We start from the raw sequence: 23219 nt of genomic DNA on the forward strand, positions 1-23219 counted from the left end.
ACATAAAAAAAGTCCCGAAGTAATTCGGGACTTTTACTCTTTCTAGGTAATCAAAAAATACTATATATTATTCGATAACTACTACCTGAGCAGCTACTTTACCTTTTCTTCCTTCTTCTTCTTCGTAACTTACGCTTTCTCCTTCATTTAGAGTTTCAACTTTCATTCCAGTTGCGTGTACGAAAATGTCTTTTCCAGTTTCATCATCAGTAATAAAACCGTAACCTTTTGATTCATTGAAGAACTTAACTTTACCTGTTCTCATTTTGTATTGTAAAAAATTAATAATTATCAAAGGTATACTTATTTATTACACAAACAAGAAAAAGTTAATTTTTTTTCAAAATTATTGATTATCAGTACTTTCTTTTTGTTTAAATAGAAACTTAAAATTCTTTTTTATGTTTTTATTACTAAAATCTAAAATGAATCATCAAAGATGTTAAAACAAAATTATCGATTAAAATGTAGCTTCTTATCTTAGTTTGATATGTAATTCTTGTAATTGTGTTTCATCTATAGTTGAAGGAGCGTCGATCATAACATCTCTTCCCGAGTTGTTTTTAGGGAAAGCAATAAAATCACGAATCGTTTCTTGTCCACCTAAAATAGAAACTAATCTATCCAATCCGAAAGCTAAACCTCCATGTGGTGGCGCTCCAAATTCAAAAGCACTCATTAAGAATCCAAATTGTGCTTGCGCTTCTTCTTTACTAAATCCTAATAAATCAAACATTCTTGATTGTAATTCTCTGTCGTGAATACGAATAGAACCTCCGCCAATTTCGTTTCCGTTTAATACCATATCATAAGCATTAGCGCGAACTTTTCCTGGTTCGGTTTCAATTAATGCCATGTCTTCTGGTTTTGGCGATGTAAATGGATGGTGCATTGCATGATATCTTCCGCTTTCTTCATCCCATTCTAATAATGGGAAATCAACCACCCATAATGGAGCAAATTCGTCTGGTTTTCTCAAACCTAAACGAGTAGCAACTTCCATTCTTAATGCTGACAATTGTGTTCTTACTTTGTTTGCATTACCCGATAAGATTAAAATTAAATCACCTGGTTTTGCATTGGTAATTTCGGCCCATTTTTTCAAATCTTCTTGATCGTAGAATTTATCTACTGATGATTTGAAAGTTCCATCTTCTTCACATTTTACATATACCATTCCCGAAGCTCCAATTTGTGGGCGTTTTACCCAATCAATTAAAGCATCGATTTCTTTTCTTGTATAATTTGCACAACCTGGTGCAGCGATTCCGACTACTAATTCAGCTGAATTGAATACTGGGAAATCTTTATGTTGGGCAACAGCATTTAATTCACCAAATTTCATTTCAAAACGAATATCTGGTTTGTCATTACCGTAAGTTTTCATCGCATAATCGTAAGTAATTCTTGGGAATTTATCTACTTCAATTCCTTTGATTTCTTTAAGTAAATGACGTGTTAAACCCTCAAACATATTTAAAATGTCTTCTTGTTCCACGAATGCCATTTCACAGTCTATTTGTGTAAATTCTGGTTGACGGTCAGCGCGTAAATCTTCATCACGGAAACATTTCACAATTTGGAAATATTTGTCCATACCACCAACCATCAATAACTGTTTGAACGTTTGTGGTGATTGAGGAAGTGCGTAAAACTGACCTTCATTCATTCTACTTGGTACTACGAAATCACGTGCACCTTCAGGAGTAGATTTAATCAAATAAGGCGTTTCCACATCACAAAAACCTTGGTCAGAAAGATATTTTCTAACTTCCATCGATACTTTATGACGGAACAGTAAGTTGTTTTTAACCGGATTTCTACGAATATCTAAATAACGGTATTTCATACGAATGTCTTCACCACCATCGGTTTCGTCTTCGATAGTAAATGGAGGCAATTGTGCTTCGTTTAAAATCGTTAATTCAGCAACTAAAATTTCAATGTCACCCGTTGCCATATTTGGGTTTTTTGAAACACGCTCAATAACAGTTCCTTTGATTTGAATCACAAATTCTCTTCCTAAAGATTTTGCTTTTTCAATCACAGCTTTGTCGGTTCTTTGTTCGTCAAAGATTAATTGCGTGATACCATAACGGTCACGTAAATCAACCCAAATCATAAATCCTTTATCTCTCGATTTTTGAACCCAACCTGCAAGGGTAACTTCTGTATTGATGTGTGAAGCATTTAATTCACCACAGTTATGACTTCTGTACATTTCTTGAAATTTTTTGCAAATGTAGTAACAAATATTAATTTTATTCGTTTAATTTTAATAGATTTGAGTCAATAAATAACACTTTTAAAACATGAAAAAAGCATTCTTTTTGTTTTTTGTAGCAATTTTTTCTGGATTTGCTCAAAATACAACCAATACCGTTTCTTTAAACGTTAAAATCGCCAATAGATTTTCGGATACGATTACGATTTCTTCAGGTAGAACTTTCAAGCAAAAAGTTGGAATTAATAAGAAAGGAGAATTTCAAACTACTTTCGAAGCTTCAAAAGATGGTGGATTATATCGATTGAATGATGGAAACGAAGGAACAACAATGTTTCTTAAAAACGGTTATGATTTAACCTTAACTCTAGATACTAAAGACTTTGATGAAACTATTGTTTACAAAGGAAAAGGTGCTAATGAAAACAATTATTTAGCTAAAAAAGCATTATCTGATGAGAAGTTTGAAATGGATTTAGAAGCATTGTTTGATGCTGACGAAGCTACTTTTAAAGAAGCATTAGCAAAAAAGAAAGCGAATGATATTAGTATGATTGATGGTAAAGGTTTTGATGAGACTTTAGTAAAAATGTTACGCCCTTCTTTTGATCAAGAAGAAAAATTCTTATTGGATTATTACAACCAAAAAGTTGCTGCTAAGAAAATGGAAGGAATTGCCTCTCCATCATTTGATTATGAAAACCACAAAGGTGGAAAAACTAAATTGGAAGATTTAAGAGGAAAATATGTGTATATCGATGTTTGGGCAACTTGGTGTGGACCATGTATTGCTGAAATTCCTCATTTAAAGAAAGTAGAAGAAAAATATCACGGAAAAAACATCGAGTTTGTTAGTATTTCTGTTGATACCGAAAAAGATTATGAGAAATGGAAAAAAATGGTAGTTGCTAAAGAATTAGGTGGAATCCAATTATTTGCAGACAAAAACTGGACTTCAGATTTTATAAAAGCATATGGAATTAATGCAATACCAAGATTCATTTTAATTGGACCTGATGGAAAAGTAATCAAAGCAGATGCAGCGCGTCCTTCATCAGCATCTTTAACGGAATTATTGGATAGTTTAGTGAAATAATTTTATCTAAGTAGTTATACTATTTAAAGCCAATACATTACGTATTGGCTTTTTTAATGTTAAGTTTTTACCTAATGTTACCAAATTGTTAAGTAAAAGTTTTTTTATTGTAAAATATATTTTATATTTGTTACTGTAATGTTAACCTAAAAAAGAAAAGAGTATGAAAAAAGTAGTAATTGCGGTAGTTTTATTGGTTTCGAGTTTGTCATTTGCACAAGAAGTAAAACCAAAATTTGAAGTGGTTGACCAAATGGTAAAAGCAACATATTATTATGATAACGGACAAGTAAAACAAGAAGGATATTACTTAGACGGAAAATTACATGGAAAATGGGTTGCATTTAATGAAGATGGTACAAAACAATCTATCGGGGAATATAACAAAGGAGCTAAATCTGGAAAATGGTTTTTTTGGAGTGAAGATTCTTTAAGCGAAGTTGATTTTTCAGACAGCAGAATTGCAGAAGTAAAAAAGTGGTCAAAAGACGTATTAGTTAAAAACTAATTCAATTTTAAGTATAAAAAAGTCCCGATTAATCGGGACTTTTTAGTTATATGCTTTATTTTAAATTTCGTGTTTCGGGGTAAAACCATCCTCACTTAATTCTTTGTGAACATAATCAGCTTTCATTAATGAGTCATAATCTACTTTAACATCTCTTCCAAGTTTAACTCTAATGCTGTCAACAATAGCGTAAACTACAGGAACAACAATTAATGTTAAGAATAAAGAGGAAATCAAACCACCAATAATTACCCACGCTAAACCATTATTCATTTCGGCAGCAGCTCCTTTAGCAAGCGCAATAGGCACCATCCCAATTACCATGGCAATAGTTGTCATTAAGATTGGACGTAAACGCGCGTGGTTTGCTTGAACTAAAGCTTTGAAAGTTGTTTCTCCAGCTTCTTTTCTGTGGTTAGCAAAGTCAACCAATAAAATTGCATTTTTCGTTACCAATCCAATCAACATAATGATACCCAAAATGGTGAAAATATTAAGTGAATTGTTTGTTAATGCCAAAGCAAATAACGCTCCAATAAACGATAACGGAATTGAGAACAATACTACAAAAGGCGTTACAAAGTCATCATATAAAGCGACCATTACCAAGTAAACTAAAATAATAGCAGCAAGTAACGCAATTCCTAAAGTACCAAAGCCTTCAGTTTGGTTTTCCATATCTCCACCCCAAACATAGTTAACTCCTGTTGGACGTTCCATTTTTGAGAATACTGTTTCCCATTCGGTTGCAATAGTACCAGATGGTTTACCTACAGATTGTGCTTCAATCGTAACAGAGGTACTTTTGTCTCTTCTTTCTAACATGCTTGGACCTGAACTTTCAATTACCTCTGCAAATTGAGATAATTTGATTTGTTGTCCCATGTTGTTTACGAAAATCAGATTGTTTACATCATTAATGTTAGAACGATCATATTCATTGAATCTGATGTTAATATCATATTCATATTCTCCTGCTCTAAATTTTCCATCAGTATTTCCGTTGAAAGCGGTTTGCATTGTTAAACCAACTGTTTGAAGGTTTAATCCTAACGCTGCCATTTTATCACGATCCACCTGAACTTTAATTTCAGGATTACCAGCTTCTGAAGTTAGTTTTACTTCTGATGCTCCTGGCACTTTTTTCAATTCAGCAGCTGCTTTTTGAGCAAATAACATTACATCGTCGAAATTTGGACCTGTAACAGTTAAAGCAATTGGAGCTTTATCGGCACCTAATAATCCCATAGGAACGGTTTTTACTTTAGCTCCCACCAATTCTTTTTCTAATTGACGTTTAATTTTAGCTGCATATATAAATGAGTTGTCATCACGTTTTGATTTTTCAACTAAAGAAATCAAAATTTCAGCTTTGTAAGCAGTGGATTGTGTAGCTCCCATACCATCACTAGTTTGACCTACTGTGGTAATCATATCTACGATATTTTTATCTTTTTTTAGATAAGCTTCCGCTTTTTGAGTCATAAAATTCGTTTGCTCAATTGAAACGTCTTTTGGCATTTCAATTTGAACTAAGAATTCGCCTTTATCGGTTTTAGAGAAGAACTCTCCACCAATAAATCCACCTCCTAATAGTCCGAAAATTGAACCAAAGAAAATAACAGTAACGATTGCTAACGTTGTTTTTTTGTAATTTAAAGACCAAGTTAAAATGTCTGTTACTTTGTGAGTGAATTTATCTAGGTAGTTTTCAAAACCTAAAATAATTTTTCCAAAAAATGATTCTTTATTTAAATGCTCTAATTTTCCGTAACGTGAGAATAACCAAGGTACAATTGTAAATGAAGCTAGTAATGACAACATTGTAGCGATAATTACCGTAACACAGAATTGTGTAATGATGTTGGAAACTAATCCAGTACTCATCGCGATTGGTAAAAATACTACCACGATAACCAATGTAATCGCAGTAACGGTAAATCCAATTTCAGCTGCACCATCATAAGCCGCACGAACTTTGTTTTTCCCCATTTCCATGTGACGGTGAATGTTTTCTAATACTACAATCGCGTCATCCACTAAGATTCCTACTACTAATGAAAGTCCAAGTAAACTCATCAAGTTTAATGTGTATCCCATTAATGAAATTCCTATAAAAGTAGCAATCAACGAAGCAGGAATCGATACCATTACGATAGCCGCATTTCGTAAACTGTGTAAGAAGAATAACATTACGAAGGCCACTAAAAACACGGCTAGAAATAAATCGTGCATTACGTTATCGGCAGCAGTTAAAGTAAATTCACTACTATCGTTTGCGATTTTTAATTTCAAATTCGATTTTGCGTAATCTTGTTCAATTTTAACAACCGCTTCTTTTACTTTTTTACTTACTTCTACCGCGTTAGCATCAGATTGTTTGATAACTTGTAAAATGATGGAACCTTTTTCATTAATTCTTGAAATTTTGGTCACATCTTTTTGCGCATCTTGTACATCAGCCACATCACCTAAACGCACTTGAACACCATTGTTTGAAGCAACAACTAAATTACGTAACTCTTCAACAGATTTATATTTTCCAGATAAACGAATGGTTGTACTATTTTCTCTAGTCTTGATATTACCCGTTGGGAAATCTAAATTAGAAGATAAAACCGCTTGTTGTACTTGAGGAACAGATAATCCAAAACCTTGTAATTTAGTAGCATCTAAGCTTACTTTAATTTCTCTTTCTTCACCACCTACTAAGTTAACTTGCGCCACACCGGGAACACGAGAAACAATCGGTTGGATTTTCTTGTCTAATAAGTCGTAGAAAGCAACTTCATCCATACTAGCAGTTGCACCGATGGTCATAATAGGTAAATCACTCAACGAGAATTTGCTTAATGATGGTGGGTCAACATCATCTGGTAAGTCTTTTAATACCGCATTGATTTTGCGTTGGGCATCGTTCAAAGAATAATCAGCATCAGCATCAGCAGTTAATGTAATCATTACTACTGATAAACTTTCATAAGACTTTGATTCTAATTTTTTGATGTTTTCCATAGTAGAAACCGCATCCTCAATTTTCTTGGTAACGGTATTTTCTACTTCACTTGGAGAAGCTCCAGGATAAACAGTTGAAACGGTAACTACGTTAATCTCAAATTTTGGAATTAACTCATAACTCAACTGTTTATAACTATATAGTCCACCTAATAATAGTATCGTAAAAAGTACGATAACCATAGAAGGTCTTTTAATTGATATATCTACAATTTTCATATAATCGGTTTTAAGTAAGCGTCTTTAATTATTTTACAATAGAAACTTTAGTGCTATCACTTAAGTTAATTTGACCGCTAGTTACTACTACGTCTCCATTGTTTAAGCCACTCAGAATTTCAACTTTGTCGCCAAACACTCTTCCTGCCACAACTTTTTTCATTACTGCGATGTCTTTTTCCACCACATACACTTGGTTGCTACTTACACTTCCTACAAAAGCACTTCTTGGAATTGTCATTAATTCAGGCTGTTTTCCTTCTGGCGCACCAAAAACTACAGAACCATACATTCCTGCTTTGATTTCATTATTAGGATTGTTTGTTATAGCCACTTCAATAGGGAAGTTTAAAGATGTGTCAGCTTTTGGAGCAATAAAAGTTACTTTTCCAGTGTATTCTTTATCAGGAAAAACACTTGCTTTTACTTTTACAACTGAACCAATTTTTAATTGTGCTACTTGACGCTCACTTACATTTACTTTCAGTTTTAACGAGTTTGTATTCACAATTTCGAACATTTTTGTTGGAGGCATTGCGCTTAAAATAGTTCCAACTTCAATGAATTTTTTATTGATAATTCCACCGAAAGGCGCTTTAACTCTTGTATCACCTACATTAATGTTGGCTTGAGTTAATCTAGATTTAGCGTTAATCATGTTGATTCTAGCTTGGTCTAATTGTTGTTTTGTAACACCTCCAGTTTTGTAAGCACTTTCGAATCGGTTATAATCGTTAAGAGCATTTTGATAATTAGCATTAGCTGTTTCTGCTTCTACATTTACAACATCACCTCTAATAATAGCGATAGTTTGGCCTTTTGCTACTCTGTCTCCTTCTTTAACTAAAATCGAAATTACTTTTCCAGAACGTTCTGCAGCCATTTCCAATTCTTGGTCAGGTGAAAAGTTTCCATTAGCAACAAAGTTATCTTCAACAGGATTTGTTCCTACTGTAGCTACACGTACAGCAACGCTACTATTTTCTTGAGCAACAATAGCAGTATCTGCTTCATTTTGTTTTTTGTTGTTCATAAGAGTTACAACAGTAGCTCCTACTAATCCTACACCTAAAACGATATAAATTATTTTTTTCATTTGTTTATTAGTTTAATAAGTTTTTTAGTTCTCCTTTAGATTTTATGAATTGAATTTCCGCTAGTTTGTATTCTAAAATAGCAGTTGTGTAATTGTTTTGTGCTTCAACTAGAGCATTTTCTGCATCTAATAAATCGGTTAATGATGCTAAACCTTGTGTGTAATTATTATTTGTATTAGCAAAAACCTCTTGTGCTAATTTTACATTCTCTTTTTGATTCGCTATTGTGATTAAGCTATTTTCAATTTGTTTTTTTGAGTTTTCAAAAGCCATGTCTAAAGCTAATTTTGTGTTTTCTAAATCAACCTGTAAACTTTTGATAGCGGTAGAAGCTTGTTTAACACGAGCTTTAGTTCCAAATCCAGTAAAAATGGGAACTCTTAAACTTAAACCAATATTAGCAAAGTCAGACCAATAAACACCATCTGCTGGTTTTGCAAAAAGTGGCATTTCAGGACCTTGACCGATATAGTTGTAACCACCGCTTAATGATAAAGTTGGATAGTAGCTAGCTTGAAACGCTTTCTTTTGATACATTAAAAGTTGCTCTTGTTTTTTCATTAACAAATATTCTGTTCTATTGGTTACATCAGCTGTTTTAGATAAGTCTTGAGGTGTAACTTCAAAGGCGGTCTTTGGAATTACTACTTTATTTTCAACTGGCATTCCCATGTAAAACTTCAAGGCATTTTCTTGTAAACTAATAGCGTTTATAAGTTGCTGTTTTATTGAATTAATGTTGTTAACACGAACGCTAATTCGATCCAAATCAATTTTTCTTGCTAAACCGTTGTCAAACTGACCTTTGATGATATCTTTTGCCTTGTTGGCATTTTTCAAATTGTTTTCAACAACTTCTAATTTTTGTTGTTGCACGTATACTTGGTAATATGCATTCGCTACGCGTTCAATAACTTGTTCTTCAGTTAAGTCAGCATTGATTTGATAGAATTCACGTGTGGTTTTTGCTGCTTTTAATCCTGTAAAAACTGATTGATCAAACAAGGCTTGACTAACAGAAACTCCAGCAATAGAATTCCATTTTTGACCCAACGGAGCTAAAATTGTAGTTCCAGGAGCCCCAAAAAAATCACCGGGTAAAGCGTTCAATTGAAGAATAGGATTGTAATTTAAACTTCCATTTGCTGATATTTGTGGCAACGCTCTCGAGCGAACTTCTTGGATTTTGTATTCGCTATTTTCTACTTCTAATCTTGATTTTTTCGCTTCTGCCTTGTTTTCAAGAGCAAAAGAAATAGCATCTTTAAGACTTAGTTCTTTAATTTCTTGTGCATTAACTTTTGCCGTTAATACAGATACAAGAAGAAATGTTGTTAATATATTTTTTTTCATTTTTATAATATAGGGTTTTGTAGATGTTTTTCTAATTCGATTATTCCGGCTAAAGTAGCCATCGCTCTAATGTGATATTCCAAAGCTTTCAATTCTAATTCATGAGATTCTTTTTCTAGCATCGTGTTTTCGTTTATCGTAAATATTAAAGTGTAATAAAATTTCACATAATTTTCAACGTCCAAATTTTCTCTGTATAATCCTTCTTTGATTCCTTTTAAAATATTCTTTCTAAAACAATCTTCACAAATGCTTACCTGAATGTTTAATACCTTATTGTAGATATCAGGATAATGTTTTTTTAATTGATAAATAGGCGAAGATTCAGCACTTTTGAACATTTCTCGAAACATTCTTTTAATTTCAAAGTTTTCTTCAATGGCGTTGTAATTTTTAGATATTATGGCGTCCATTGTTTCTTTTACTTCTTTATGAACTAAGTCAATACTTTCTTCAATTAGAATGTCTTTGTTGCTAAAATATTTATAGATCGTTTTTTTAGAAATACACATTTCACAAGCAATATCGTCCATAGTGATGCTCTTGAAACCGAGTTTCAAAAACATTTCTTTAGCTTTATTGATTATTTTGTCTTTCATTTATGTTAAATTCGAATGCAAATGTAGACAGGAAACTTTTAACACAAAAATAGTTTCCAATGTTTTTACATAAATTTAACACTTGATATATTCGCCTCATTTCAGAATATTGAAGTATTTTAGCAAAAAATTCAAAAAATGCATTCTATATCCTACTACCAAGAGAAAATGGCAAATCATTTTTCTCAAATAGTTGCCAATAAAGAACCAAAAAATCTTTATGACCCTATACAATATATTTTATCACTAGGCGGTAAAAGGATGCGCCCAGTTTTAACTTTAATGGCAACCGAAGTTTTTAATGTGGATTGTGAGAAGGCCATACCAGCGGCTACTGCGGTTGAAGTATTTCATAATTTTTCATTAATTCATGATGATATTATGGATGATGCCCCTTTGCGAAGAGGGAACCAAACCGTTCATGAAAAATGGGATTTGAATACTGGAATTTTATCGGGTGACGCGATGCTTATTTTAGCATATCAATATTTTGAAAATTACGAACCAAAAACGTTTCAAGAGTTAGCCAAATTGTTCAGTAAAACCGCTTTAGAAGTTTGTGAAGGGCAGCAATATGATGTAGATTTTGAAACGCGTGACGATGTTACGATTTCCGAATATTTAAAAATGATTGAATATAAAACAGCTGTCTTAGTAGCAGCAGCTATGAAAATGGGGGCTATTGTTGCTGAAACTTCAGAAGTAAATGCTAATTTAATTTATGATTTTGGATTGAATTTAGGTATTGCTTTCCAATTACAAGATGACTATTTAGATGCTTTTGGTAATCCAGAAACCTTTGGAAAACAAGTAGGAGGTGATATTATTGAAAATAAAAAAACTTATTTGTATCTCAAAGCGATGGAATTTGCTACCGAAGATGATAAACAACAATTACTACACTTGTTTTCCATTCAACCATCAGATAATATTGATAAAATCGAATCGGTAAAAGCAATTTTTAATACTTCAGGAGCAAGTGAAGCCACCAAAAAAGCCATCCAAGAATTCACATTTAAAGCATTTGAAACTTTAGAAAAAATGGATATCGAAACCGAAAAGAAAGCTGTTTTAAAAGCTTTTGGCGAAAATTTAATGGGAAGAAATGTATAGCCCACCAGCAAATATTGACTCGCTGATTTCGCAAGCCGAAGAAGAAGATTTGTACTTCAAACTTATCGAGCAAGTAAATAAAGATTTTGCTTTAGCGAACGAACCTTTAGATGTACCAACGAGCATTTTCCCGTTTGAATTTAAGAATTTGGTTCAAGAAAAAATATACAAACTCATTCAATACAAATTTGCTGAATATTTGAATTTACTCTACATCATAGATGTTCCAGAAGAACAGATCAAAAAATTGGATGGTTCTGATTTGGTAGAATTATCGGAACAAGTTACTTTTTTAGTATTAAAACGAGAATGGCAAAAGGTTTGGTTTCGGAATAAGTATTGATGTAAAAAAGTTAATATTTTTTAATGATAATTTACCAAATTGCTTCATACTTTTTATATTCTTTAGGAACTTTCTCACCTTTTACATAAACATAGCACATATTTCCTGATAAATTATGTGTTTGTAAAAAATAATATTTGTTGTTTTCAATTTTAATTTTATAAGTTTCAACATACATTTTATTATTATATCCTCCTGAAAAAATATCACAATTTAAAATACCATTTTGTAAATAAATAATTCCCCTACCTCCAATTTTCTGTGGATCTGGATTCATAAATTTTTTATTCATTGTTCTTACACATCCATTTTCATAAAACTGAATTAATCCATTACCTTTGATTTTATGATTTCCGATAAAATTAAAGTTTCTATCAGATTCATAAATCTCGTCAACTTCATAAAAAAAATCAATTTCAATATTCTTTTTAAAAGAATATATGTCAATATTTTTCTTATTTGAGAATTTAAAATTTTTCTTTGGAACTTTATTTCCATTTCCACCATCTAATCTATCATAAGGTAGACCACAAGAATTAAGCAAAAAAAGTGTGGTCAAAAAAACAATATATTTTAACATAATTATTTTGTCAATTAGTTATAGTAGAAGCCAATATTTGAATTTGCTTATTAAATTAAAAAAACACCCTTACAAAAGGCATAAAAGCTTCGGCATAAATATTATCTCTATCACGGTGTAAAACATTATAGCGAATTCCAAAGGTTACATTTTCAGTTCTATATCCTGCACCAATAAACAAAGCAGTATTCCAAAAATCTTGAGTAGCATTACCATAATAACTTCCAAATTTTCGACTTACTCTAAGTTGTTCAATTTCAGTTGAAATTTGAATTTCTTTAATGGGATTGAAAAGCGCTATTACACTTCCACCATACATGTTAGCTTTATAAAAATCACGTTGTTTAACATAGCTATATTGTGTTCCTAAACCTAAAGCTAATCTTTCATTAAAATTGTAAATTGCTGTTGGCGCAATCATGATATCAGCATAACCATTTCCTATTCCTAAACCAAGTCCTCCACCAAATTGAACATGTTCCCAAAAATCGCTTTTTGTTTTGTTTTCTGGGGTAACTTGTGCAAAAATTTCAGGTTTAGAACTAAATAAAAACACAATAGTTAACAAAAATGTTAAATTTATTACGAAATTCTTTTTCATAAATCGATTTTAAAAAAATTAATGTTATAAAAGTATTAAATTCCTTGAGAAATTATCATAAAATGTTATACTTTTGCATAAATTTTTAATTTAAACGTCTTTTAGACAACACACTATGGATAGGTTTTCCTTTTTAAACGCTGCACATACGGCTTTTTTTGCCGATTTATACGATCAATATTTACAAAATCCAGATAGCGTTGAGCCTAGCTGGAGAAGTTTTTTTCAAGGATTTGATTTTGCACAAGCCAATTATGGTTCTGAAGAAGTTGCTCAGCAAATTGCTTACGTAGCTTCGGGTGATTCTGGTGAAATTTCTGAAAAAATGCAAAAAGAGTTCAATGTTCTGAAATTAATTGAAGGATATAGAACTCGCGGACACTTATTCACTAAAACAAATCCTGTAAGAGATAGAAGAGTTCATGGACCATCATTAAAACTTGAAAATTTTGGTTTATCTCAAGCCGATTTAAACACAGTTTTTGATGCGGCCAAAATGGTCAACATGAAACCAAGTACCTTAGCCGATATTGTTAAGCATTTAGAAAATGTATATTGTCAGTCAATCGGAGTGGAATTCATGTATATTCGTGATCCTAAAGTACAAGAATGGATTAAAAACCGTTTAGACGTCAACGATAACCAACCTAATTTTTCGGTTGACCAAAAGAAACATATTCTACATAAATTAAACGAAGCGGTTTCTTTCGAAAATTTCTTGCATACCAAATATGTAGGTCAAAAACGTTTCTCTTTAGAAGGTTGTGAGGCGGCAATTCCTGCTTTAGACGCTTTAGTGGAAGCTGCAGCTGATAAAGGTGTAGAGCAATTCGTAATGGGAATGGCGCACAGAGGCCGTTTGAATGTCTTGGCTAACATCTTTGGAAAAAACACACAAAATATCTTCTCTGAATTCGATGGAAAAGATTATGACGAAGATGCAAACTTTGATGGTGACGTAAAATATCACTTAGGGTTAACTTCAGATAGAGTTACGAATTCAGGCAAAAAAATCAACTTAAATTTAGCTCCAAACCCTTCGCACTTAGAAACAGTAGGTGCCGTTATTGAAGGAATCACAAGAGCAAAACAAGATAGAAATTATCCAAATGATTTTTCAAAAGTATTACCAATTGCTGTTCACGGTGATGCCGCTGTAGCAGGACAAGGTATTGTGTATGAGATCATTCAAATGGCGAAATTAGATGGTTATAAAACAGGTGGAACAATTCACTTAGTAATCAATAACCAAGTTGGATTTACTACGAATTACTTAGATGCACGTTCTTCAACGTATTGTACGGATATCGCGAAAGTAACTTTGTCGCCAGTTTTACACGTGAATGCAGATGATGCAGAAGCGGTAGTTCATGCGATGTTGTTTGCTTTAGATTACCGCATGGAATTTGGTGGAGACGTTTTCATCGATTTATTGGGATATAGAAAATACGGTCACAACGAAGGTGATGAGCCACGTTTTACACAACCAATTTTATATAAAGCTATTGCTAGACACAAGAATCCAAGAGATTTGTATGCTGAAAAATTAATTCAGGAAAATGTAATTTCTACAGGATATGTAAAAGAATTGGAAGAAGCTTACAAAGCAAAATTAGATGAGAATTTAGAAGCTTCTCGTAAAAAAGATTTAACTGTAATTACTCCATTCATGGATAATGAGTGGGAAGGTTACAAACAAGTTTCGGATGATGTAATGTTACAAAAATTCGACACAAAATTTGATAAAAATCAATTAGCAGATATTGCTAAAACAATAACTGAACTTCCTGCTGATAAAAAATTCATCAGCAAGATTACAAAGTTAATTGGGGACAGAAAAAACATGGTTGAAACCAATAAATTAGATTGGGCAATGGGCGAATTATTAGCTTATGGTTCCTTACTAAAAGAAGGTTTCGATGTACGTATTTCAGGTCAAGACGTTGAACGTGGGACATTCTCACACCGTCACGCTGTAGTAAAAGTAGAAGATTCAGAAGAAGAAGTAATCTTATTAAACAAAATAAAAGATAAAAAAGGAAACTTTTATATCTATAACTCACATCTTTCAGAATATGGTGTTTTAGGTTTTGAGTACGGATATGCCTTAGCATCACCAAAAACCTTAACAATTTGGGAAGCACAGTTTGGAGATTTTTCTAACGGAGCCCAAATTATGATTGACCAATACATTTCTGCAGGTGAAGATAAGTGGAACAACCAAAACGGATTGGTAATGTTGTTGCCTCATGGTTATGAAAACCAAGGAGCAGAGCATTCATCAGCACGTATGGAGCGTTACTTACAATTATGTGCAAAACACAACATGTATATTGCCGATGTAACTACGCCAGCCAACTTCTTCCACTTAATGAGAAGACAATTAAAAACAGAATTCCGTAAGCCATTAGTAGTATTCTCTCCAAAGAGTTTATTGCGTCATCCAGATGTAGTTTCTTCAATGGATGATTTAGCAAACGGACAATTCCAAGAAGTATTAGATGATCCAAATGTAACAGATAAAAAAGCAATTAAAACGTTAGTTTTCTGTACTGGTAAATTCTATTATGATATCATTGCAAAACGTGCTGAATTAGGTAGAAATGATGTGGCAGTAGTTCGTTTAGAACAATTGTTCCCATTAGCAGTGGACCAAATCAAAGCAATCATCGATAGTTATCCTAATGTGGATGATTACGTTTGGGCACAAGAAGAACCTAAAAACATGGGAGCTTATAGTTATATGTTGATGAATTTTGATTTAGTAAAATTAAGATTAGCATCACCAAAAGCTTACAGTGCTCCGGCAGCAGGAAGTTATGAGCGTTCTAAAAAACGTCATGCAAATGCGATTGCAATGGTTTTCGACAAAAATTTATTTCAATAAAAAAACAATACTAGTTTAAGTTTAATCAAAACACAACTTTTAAACTTTTAAACTAAATTTAAACTTTTAAACTAAAAAATATGATTTTAGAAATGAAAGTCCCTTCTCCAGGGGAATCAATTAAAGAAGTAGAAATTGCTACATGGTTAGTAAAAGATGGGGATTATGTAGAAAAAGACCAAGCGATTGCTGAGGTTGATTCAGATAAAGCAACACTAGAATTACCTGCTGAAGCAAGTGGAATCATTACATTAAAAGCAGAAGAAGGTGATGCAGTAGCAGTTGGTGCTGTTGTTTGTTTAATCGATACCGGTGCAGCAAAACCAGAAGGTGGTGCGGCTCCAGCTAAAGAAGAAGTAAAAGCAGTTGAGGCGCCAAAAGCTGAGGCTCCAAAAGCAGCTCCAGTAGCAGAGAAAACATACGCAACTCAAGCGCCATCACCAGCAGCTAGAAAAATATTAGAAGAAAAAAACATCGAGCCTTCTACAATTGTAGGAACAGGTAAAGGTGGAAGAATTACTAAAGATGACGCTGTAAACGCAGTACCATCAATGGGAACTCCAACAGGAGGAAACCGCGGAACAGAAAGAACAAAACTTTCAATGTTACGTAGAAAAGTAGCGGAGCGTTTAGTATCTGCTAAAAATGAAACTGCGATGTTGACTACTTTCAACGAAGTAGATATGTCAGCCATTTATGCTATTCGTGATCAATATAAAGAAGAGTTCAAAGCGAAACACGGTTTAGGATTAGGTTTTATGTCGTTCTTTACTAAAGCAGTAACTCGTGCTTTACAATTATATCCAGATGTAAACTCTATGATTGATGGTCAAGAGAAAATTTCTTATGACTTCTGTGATATTTCGGTAGCGGTTTCAGGTCCAAAAGGATTAATGGTTCCGGTTATGAGAAATGCAGAAACTTTATCATTTAGAGGTGTAGAGGCAGAAATCAAGAGATTAGCTTTAAGAGCTCGTGATGGACAAATTACTGTAGACGAAATGACTGGTGGAACATTCACAATTTCAAATGGTGGTGTTTTCGGAAGTATGCTATCTACACCAATTATCAATCCTCCACAATCAGGTATTTTAGGAATGCACAATGTGGTAGAAAGAGCTATCGTTAAAAACGGTCAAATCGTAATTGCTCCTGTAATGTACGTGGCATTATCATACGACCACAGAATCATCGACGGACGTGAGTCGGTTGGATTCTTAGTAGCGGTTAAAGAAGCATTAGAAAATCCAGCAGAAATTTTAATGGGTGGTAATGTTAAAAAAGCATTAGAATTATAATACAATACATCCCAAATGCAAAATCCCAAATTCAAAAGAGTTTGGGATTTTCTTTTCTTCGAATTTAAAAAATTAGCTATGAAAAAATCAAAGAAGCAAGCTGCGGTTGGTTTTATTTTTATTACCGTTTTATTAGATGTTATTGGATGGGGAATTATTATTCCTGTAATTCCTAATCTTATTAAAGAATTAATCAATGGCGATATTAGCGAAGCAGCAAAATATGGTGGTTGGTTAACTTTCGCTTATGCCATAACCCAATTCATTTTTGCGCCAGTCATAGGAAATTTAAGTGATAAATATGGAAGACGCCCCGTATTATTAACTTCTTTGTTTGCCTTTTCGTTAGATTTTTTATTGTTAGCCTTTGCGCCTACAATTACATGGTTATTTGTTGGTAGAATTTTATCTGGAATTACCGGAGCAAGTTTTACAACAGCTTCTGCTTATATTGCCGATGTGAGTACACATGAAAACAGAGCTAAGAATTTTGGATTGATGGGTGCCGCTTTTGGATTAGGATTTATAATTGGTCCAGTTTTAGGAGGATTGTTAGGGCAATTTGGAACAAGAATTCCTTTTATTGCAGCAGCTATTTTATGTATGCTAAACTTTTTATATGGTTATTTTATTTTGCCAGAATCTTTGGATAAGGACAAAAGAAGACCATTCGAATTAAAAAGAGCTAATCCAATCGGAGCTTTTTTACATTTGAAAAAATACCCAAATTTAATCGGATTAGTATTGGCTATTTTTGTTCTCTATGTAGGTTCACATGCAGTACAAAGCAACTGGAATTATTTCACCATGTATCAATTTAATTGGACAGAAAAAATGGTAGGTATTTCTCTAGGAGTCATCGGATTGTTAGTTGGAATTGTTCAAGGAGGTTTAATTCGTTGGATCAATCCAAAAATCGGAAATGTAAAAAGTATTTATTTCGGATTAGCGTTATATACTATCGGAATGTTCTTATTCGCTTTTGCCACTGAAAGCTGGATGATGTTTGTTTTCTTAATTCCTTATTGTTTAGGAGGAATCGCAGGGCCAGCTTTACAAGCCGTAGTTTCTGAACAAGTACCTCCATCTGAACAAGGAGAAATTCAAGGAACCTTAACGAGTTTAATGAGTGCTTCTTCAATTGTAGGTCCACCTATGATGGCGTCGGTTTTTTATTATTTTACTCATGATGAAGCCCCTTTTTTATTTCCAGGAGCACCCTTTGTTTTAGGCGGAATTTTAATGTTGATCAGTACAATTTTAGCTTACCGAACACTGAAGAAAAATCACACTAAATAGTTATTTCAAATACAAGCAATGATTACTATAATCAATAATTGCTTTTCCTTTTAGTAAAATATCGGCACCTATTATGCCATCAACAGGTTTGGTTTTGTAATGACGAAGCGCATCATTAACGTGACTCATGTCAAAAATTATTAGATGAAATTTTTTATTTTTCCATCTGCCTAATTGAATTTCATTATTTTTTGCCAATTGAGTTTCAATTCCGGTAGCACCTGCACCTGCCGCTTTGGTTTCTGAAAATTGGGCGTTTAATTTAAAATGTTCAATACTTTCAAATCCTACGCAACTGTTGCTTGCTCCCGTGTCTAAAATAAAGTTGCCTTTAACTCCATTTATTTTTCCTTTGATTAATAAATGTTGGGTTTTTAGCACCGTGAACTTTATTTTTTTGTAGTTTTTTCCTTTTAAAAAGTCCTGTAAATCTTCCATAGTTCAAAAGTAAATCAAATTTCTGAATCAAACTTTGTAACTTTGACGCTTTGTAATCAAAAACACAAATGATACTTACCGATACCCACACTCATTTATATTCTGAAGAATTCGATTTAGACCGCAACGAAATGATGCAAAGAGCTATCAATGCAGGCGTTTCTCGTTTTTTCGTGCCTTCAATAGATTCTAATTACACATCTAAAATGTACGAATTAGAAAAACAATTTCCTGAAAATGTGTTTCTAATGATGGGATTACATCCAACGTATGTAAAGGAAAATTACTTAGAAGAATTGGCGCATGTAGAAAAAGAATTGGCTTCTAGAAAATTTTATGCCGTTGGTGAAATCGGCATTGATTTGTTTTGGGATAAAACCTTTTTGAAAGAACAGCAATATGCGTTTAAGCACCAAATTCAATTGGCAAAAAAGTATAAATTAGGAATCAATATTCATTGTCGTGATGCTTTTGATGAGGTTTTCGAAGTGTTAGAAAGTGAAAAAGCAACTGATTTATTCGGAATTTTTCATTGTTTTACGGGTGATTTGGGTCAAGCCCAAAGAGCGATTTCGTTAGGAATGAAACTTGGAATAGGAGGAGTAGCTACTTTTAAAAACGGAAAAATTGATCAATTTTTAAATGAAATCGATTTAAAACATATTGTTTTAGAAACGGATTCGCCTTATTTGGCACCTGTTCCACAACGAGGAAAACGAAACGAAAGCAGTTATACTGTATTAGTAGCTCAAAAGTTAGCCGAAATTTACCAATTATCAGTAGAAGAAATTGCAAGAATTACTACGGAAAATTCAAAACAAATTTTCGGAATTTAATCAAAATTTAAAGTCAAAATTGATAAAATTTTCGTTCATTTGTGTTTAGTTTTGAAAATAATTATGACAAAATTCGATTCTATTCGCCCTTATTATGATTCAGAAGTAAACGAAGCTTTGAAGTCTTTGTTGCATCATCCTATGATGAAGGCTATGATGGATTTTACATTTCCAGAAGTAGAAGATGAAGTTTGGAAAGAACAATTGAGTAGTACTCATTCTATACGCGATTTCCAAGTTAATTTTGTTTATCAATCGATTCAAAGAGTTTTAGAAAGAAGTTCGGAAGGATTAACTACCTCGGGATTTGAGAAATTAGAACCTAATACTTCGTATTTATTTATTTCCAACCACCGCGATATTATTTTAGACACATCTTTGTTAAATGTATCTTTATTTGATCATGGTTTGGTGATGACAGCTTCAGCAATTGGTGATAATTTAGTTAAGAAAGATTTTTTATTAAAGCTTTCGAAATTAAATCGAAATTTCTTAGTACAACGCGGATTATCACCACGTGAATTATTGCAAAGTTCTAAACTGATGTCAGAATATATGTATCATTTATTGTCGAAAGAAAATCGTTCTGTTTGGATTGCTCAAAGAGAGGGAAGAACTAAAGATGGAAATGATGCTACCCATCAAGGCGTTTTGAAAATGATAGCAATGGCTTCAGACGAAGCAAATAATATGGATTTTTTCAAGAAATTAAGAATCGTACCGGTTTCAATTTCTTATGAGTATGATCCAACAGATGCTTTAAAAATGCCGCAATTATTGGCTCTTTCTAAAGATGAAGTGTACATTAAAGAGAAAAATGAAGACTTCATTACTTTATTAAGTGGAATTATCGGGCAAAAAAAGCGCATTCATATTCATGTAGGTGATGTTTTAGAAAATGAATACGAAAAAATTATTGCCGAAAACGATAACAACAATAAGCAAATTCAAGCTTTGGCACAAGTAATTGACGATTCTATTTTGCAATCGTATAAATTATGGCCAACGAACTTTATTGCTTACGATATTTTATACAAAACAACTCGATTTGAGCATTTGTACAACGAAAAAGAACGTCAATTGTTTGAAAGACGTTTAGAAATACGAATAGATGCAGATAATGAAACCATGAGAGAAGGTTTTTTGGCCATGTACGCCAATCCAGTTGTAAACAAATTGAAATACACTGATGACATCTCATAAACCAAAAATACTTTTAATATATACCGGTGGAACCATCGGAATGGTAAAAGATTTTAAAACGGGAGCTTTGATCGCTTTTGATTTTAAGGAGTTGTTAAGCCGCATCCCTGAATTGCATTTACTAGATTGTGAGATTGAGACGATATCCTTTGAAGTTCCTATTGATTCATCTAATATGAATATTTCCAACTGGCAAAAAATGGCCAAAATTATAGAGGAAAATTATTCGAAATTTGATGGATTTGTAGTTTTACACGGTTCGGATACGATGTCCTATAGCGCTTCTGCTTTAAGTTTTATGTTGGAAGACCTAGCAAAACCTGTAATTTTTACGGGTTCACAATTACCAATTGGCGATTTAAGAACCGATGCCAAAGAGAATTTGATTACAGCAATTCAAGTAGCTTCGCTTCAAGAAAATAAAAAACCGGTGATTCAAGAAGTATGTTTGTATTTCGAGTACAAATTATACAGAGGAAATCGCACTACAAAAATCAGTGCCGAACATTTTAATGCTTTTACTTCGCCTAATTTTCCAGAATTGGCTGAATCGGGTGTTCATTTAAAAGTAAATTATGATGTTATTCTGAAGCAAAAAGTAACTAAAAAGCTAAAAGTTCATACTGATTTTGATGATAACGTGGCAATTTTAAAGCTTTTTCCGGGTATAAATGAAAATGTTTTAAATTCCTTTTTTTCTATTCCAAATCTTAAAGGGATTGTTTTAGAAACCTATGGTTCAGGCAATGCACCCACAGAAGAATGGTTTGTTAAGTGTATTGAAACCGCAATTAAAAATAATATTCATGTGGTTAATGTAACACAATGCAGTGGTGGAAGTGTGTCGATGGGAAGTTATGAAACAAGTACTCAATTAAAAAACATTGGCGTTATCTCTGGAAAAGATATTACCACGGAGACTGCAATTACCAAGTTAATGTATCTTTTAGGAGAAAAGGTGTCACCTAAAGTTTTTAAGACAATTTTTGAAACAGAAATTAGAGGGGAAATGTCTTAAAAAATTGGAGAAAACCATTACAAATACTACTTTTGTGATCTTCAAATATTTTTGACAAATTTTATAATAGAGAGGTGGCCGAGTGGTCGAAGGCGCACGCCTGGAAAGTGTGTATACTCCAAAAGGGTATCGAGGGTTCGAATCCCTTCCTCTCTGCTGAAATGTAATTACAAAAAAGGTACACATTTGCGTACCTTTTTTTATTACTTTTATAAAAAAATACGATGATGCGATTTCTAGTTGTTTTTTCTTTCCTATTTTCTCATTATTGTTTTTCACAAACAGAAAACAAAGCTATTGTAGATTCTTTGTTTAGGGAAGATCAATTTTATATTTCCATTTCTTATAATGTATTACAAAAAACACCTCCCAATTTTAGTCAATACTCTTTTTCTACAGGATTATCTGCTGGTTTTTTGAGAGATTTTCCAATATCTAAAAATAGACAATGGACTATTGCTCCTGGTATTGGATATTCGTTCAATGACCTAAAACAAAATATTGATTTATCTTCAATATCTGAAGATCCGAACTTTCAGTTAGTGAAAAGTAGAATGTTTTTGCATTATTTAGATGTGCCGTTAGAATTTAGATGGCGTAATGCTACACCCGAAAGCCATAAATTTTGGAGAGTTCACGCAGGTTTTGTGGCCAGTTACTTGATTGATGGAAAATTTGAATATACGGGTGGAATAAGTTCTGGTAGTGAAAATATCAATAATTTGTTGAATAAATTTCAATATGCATCGTATCTAACTTTTGGATTTAATACTTGGAATGCTTATATTCATTACGGTTTAAATCCTTTTTTTGATAAAAACAAAACAGCCACGGAAAACAATGTAACTACATTGAAAATTGGTTTAATGTTTTATATTTTATAACCAATACTGATATAAAAATAATTGAGGTCCAGCACCAATAATCATTCCTGCGATTAGTTCCGGATAAGTATGTGCTTTCATGTATAAACGAGAAGAAGCTACTAGTCCAACACAAACAATAGAGAAGGCTACAAGATTTACGAAAGGCAGTTGGTAATACATGCTCAAACCAAAAATAAAGCACGTTAAGGCACTAATTCCAATCATGTGTAAACTAGCTTTGAATTTTAGAATTACACTTGCTAAAACAATTACACTGCTAAAAAAGCCACCAAGAAAAAAGAAATATAACTCAGCAACTGTATCTCTAGAAACACTGAATTTTATCAATACAAATAATAAAATCGCTTGAACTACTATTGGCATTTTTCTTTCACTAATGCTAGCTTCTGTAAACGAAGTAACAACACCAAAAGATCGAAATAAAAAGTACATCGATAAAGGTAACAATAAAGTCAAAATCGTCACTTGAATTAACGTTACGATGATTTGCGAGTTATAAAAGAAAGAATTGGTAATTAAAAAGAAAAACAAAGTCCCATATAAAGACACAAATATGGGATGAAAAATATAGGAGAAAACAGGTAATATTTTTTTTAAATCCATCT

21 protein-coding genes and 1 tRNA gene are annotated in these 23219 nt (G+C 32.8%); 12 read left to right on the forward strand and 10 right to left on the reverse strand.

The genetic code is table 11. The features are described 5' to 3' along the window. Positions 1–67: 67 nt before the first annotated feature. Positions 68–265 (reverse strand): cold-shock protein, encoded by a 198-nt coding sequence (locus NAT47_RS04400; protein ID WP_250580646.1) that lies wholly within the window; start codon positions 263–265, stop codon positions 68–70. A 210-nt stretch (positions 266–475) separates the two neighbouring features. Next, positions 476–2221 carry an aspartate--tRNA ligase gene (gene aspS, locus NAT47_RS04405; RefSeq protein WP_250580647.1) on the reverse strand — a complete coding sequence of 582 codons (1746 nt, stop codon included), beginning with the start codon at positions 2219–2221 and terminating at the stop codon, positions 476–478. A 91-nt stretch (positions 2222–2312) separates the two neighbouring features. Between aspS and NAT47_RS04410 the strand changes: the two genes are divergently transcribed. Further along, on the forward strand, positions 2313–3320 hold the full coding sequence (locus NAT47_RS04410) for a TlpA family protein disulfide reductase (protein ID WP_250580648.1): 1008 nt from the start codon (positions 2313–2315) through the stop codon (positions 3318–3320). A gap of 163 nt (positions 3321–3483) precedes the next feature. Then, a complete protein-coding gene (locus NAT47_RS04415; protein ID WP_250580650.1) occupies positions 3484–3828 on the forward strand; it encodes a toxin-antitoxin system YwqK family antitoxin in 345 nt (114 codons plus the stop codon). Positions 3829–3888: 60 nt separating this feature from the next. Here NAT47_RS04415 and NAT47_RS04420 read toward each other — a convergent pair whose 3' ends face one another. Genes NAT47_RS04420 through NAT47_RS04435 form a run of 4 tightly spaced genes read right to left on the reverse strand, consistent with a single transcriptional unit; the run spans position 3889 to position 10111 of the window. After that, positions 3889–7062, reverse strand: coding sequence for an efflux RND transporter permease subunit (locus NAT47_RS04420; RefSeq protein WP_250580655.1), 3174 nt, complete (start codon positions 7060–7062; stop codon positions 3889–3891). 28 nt (positions 7063–7090) lie between these two features. Further along, positions 7091–8158 carry an efflux RND transporter periplasmic adaptor subunit gene (locus tag NAT47_RS04425; RefSeq protein WP_250580656.1) on the reverse strand — a complete coding sequence of 356 codons (1068 nt, stop codon included), beginning with the start codon at positions 8156–8158 and terminating at the stop codon, positions 7091–7093. A 7-nt stretch (positions 8159–8165) separates the two neighbouring features. After that, on the reverse strand, positions 8166–9512 hold the full coding sequence (locus NAT47_RS04430) for a TolC family protein (RefSeq protein WP_250580658.1): 1347 nt from the start codon (positions 9510–9512) through the stop codon (positions 8166–8168). A 2-nt stretch (positions 9513–9514) separates the two neighbouring features. Continuing rightward, positions 9515–10111, reverse strand: a complete 597-nt coding sequence (locus tag NAT47_RS04435; RefSeq protein WP_250580660.1) for a TetR/AcrR family transcriptional regulator — start codon at positions 10109–10111, stop codon at positions 9515–9517. 138 nt (positions 10112–10249) lie between these two features. On the opposite strand from NAT47_RS04435, the gene NAT47_RS04440 reads away from it, so the two are divergent. Together NAT47_RS04440 and NAT47_RS04445 are read left to right on the forward strand one after the other, a co-directional pair. After that, positions 10250–11224 carry a polyprenyl synthetase family protein gene (locus NAT47_RS04440; protein ID WP_250580662.1) on the forward strand — a complete coding sequence of 325 codons (975 nt, stop codon included), beginning with the start codon at positions 10250–10252 and terminating at the stop codon, positions 11222–11224. Then, entirely contained in the window at positions 11217–11567 is a 351-nt protein-coding gene (locus tag NAT47_RS04445) for a hypothetical protein (RefSeq protein WP_250580663.1), read from the forward strand. Before NAT47_RS04440 ends, NAT47_RS04445 begins: the two co-directional genes overlap by 8 nt. Before the next feature lie 31 nt (positions 11568–11598). On the opposite strand, the gene NAT47_RS04450 is transcribed toward NAT47_RS04445, so the two are convergent. Continuing rightward, on the reverse strand, positions 11599–12126 hold the full coding sequence (locus tag NAT47_RS04450; RefSeq protein ID WP_250580664.1) for a hypothetical protein: 528 nt from the start codon (positions 12124–12126) through the stop codon (positions 11599–11601). 76 nt (positions 12127–12202) lie between these two features. After that, entirely contained in the window at positions 12203–12748 is a 546-nt protein-coding gene (locus tag NAT47_RS04455) for a hypothetical protein (protein WP_250580665.1), read from the reverse strand. Between the two features lie 115 nt (positions 12749–12863). On the opposite strand from NAT47_RS04455, the gene NAT47_RS04460 reads away from it, so the two are divergent. From NAT47_RS04460 to NAT47_RS04470, 3 genes are all read left to right on the forward strand, one after another. Beyond that, a complete protein-coding gene (locus NAT47_RS04460; RefSeq protein WP_250580666.1) occupies positions 12864–15635 on the forward strand; it encodes a 2-oxoglutarate dehydrogenase E1 component in 2772 nt (923 codons plus the stop codon). Between the two features lie 80 nt (positions 15636–15715). Next, the gene (gene odhB / locus NAT47_RS04465) at positions 15716–16933 is read left to right on the forward strand and encodes a 2-oxoglutarate dehydrogenase complex dihydrolipoyllysine-residue succinyltransferase (protein WP_250580667.1); all 1218 of its coding nucleotides are present in this window, start codon (positions 15716–15718) and stop codon (positions 16931–16933) included. Positions 16934–17011: 78 nt separating this feature from the next. Then, positions 17012–18232: a TCR/Tet family MFS transporter gene (locus NAT47_RS04470; RefSeq protein WP_250580669.1), complete on the forward strand. Its 1221-nt coding sequence runs from the start codon at positions 17012–17014 to the stop codon at positions 18230–18232. Here the strand turns inward: NAT47_RS04470 and NAT47_RS04475 are convergent, their stop codons facing one another. Then, entirely contained in the window at positions 18233–18670 is a 438-nt protein-coding gene (locus NAT47_RS04475) for a retropepsin-like aspartic protease (RefSeq protein WP_250580671.1), read from the reverse strand. 68 nt (positions 18671–18738) lie between these two features. On the opposite strand from NAT47_RS04475, the gene NAT47_RS04480 reads away from it, so the two are divergent. From NAT47_RS04480 to NAT47_RS04500, 5 genes are all read left to right on the forward strand, one after another. Further along, positions 18739–19506 carry a TatD family hydrolase gene (locus tag NAT47_RS04480; RefSeq protein WP_250580673.1) on the forward strand — a complete coding sequence of 256 codons (768 nt, stop codon included), beginning with the start codon at positions 18739–18741 and terminating at the stop codon, positions 19504–19506. Positions 19507–19569: 63 nt separating this feature from the next. Then, entirely contained in the window at positions 19570–20709 is a 1140-nt protein-coding gene (locus NAT47_RS04485) for a 1-acyl-sn-glycerol-3-phosphate acyltransferase (protein WP_250580675.1), read from the forward strand. Further along, positions 20696–21727, forward strand: coding sequence for an asparaginase (locus NAT47_RS04490; RefSeq protein ID WP_250580677.1), 1032 nt, complete (start codon positions 20696–20698; stop codon positions 21725–21727). The genes NAT47_RS04485 and NAT47_RS04490 overlap by 14 nt, the downstream gene beginning before the upstream one ends. A gap of 68 nt (positions 21728–21795) precedes the next feature. Then, positions 21796–21883 (forward strand) — tRNA-Ser (locus NAT47_RS04495). 71 nt (positions 21884–21954) lie between these two features. Further along, the gene (locus NAT47_RS04500; RefSeq protein WP_250580679.1) at positions 21955–22611 is read left to right on the forward strand and encodes a porin family protein; all 657 of its coding nucleotides are present in this window, start codon (positions 21955–21957) and stop codon (positions 22609–22611) included. On the opposite strand, the gene NAT47_RS04505 is transcribed toward NAT47_RS04500, so the two are convergent. Further along, positions 22606–23217 carry a hypothetical protein gene (locus NAT47_RS04505; protein WP_250580687.1) on the reverse strand — a complete coding sequence of 204 codons (612 nt, stop codon included), beginning with the start codon at positions 23215–23217 and terminating at the stop codon, positions 22606–22608. The genes NAT47_RS04500 and NAT47_RS04505 overlap by 6 nt on opposite strands. Between the last annotated feature and the right edge of the window lie 2 nt (positions 23218–23219).

This window comes from Flavobacterium fragile (genome assembly GCF_023634865.1).
GTDB lineage: Bacteria > Bacteroidota > Bacteroidia > Flavobacteriales > Flavobacteriaceae > Flavobacterium > Flavobacterium fragile.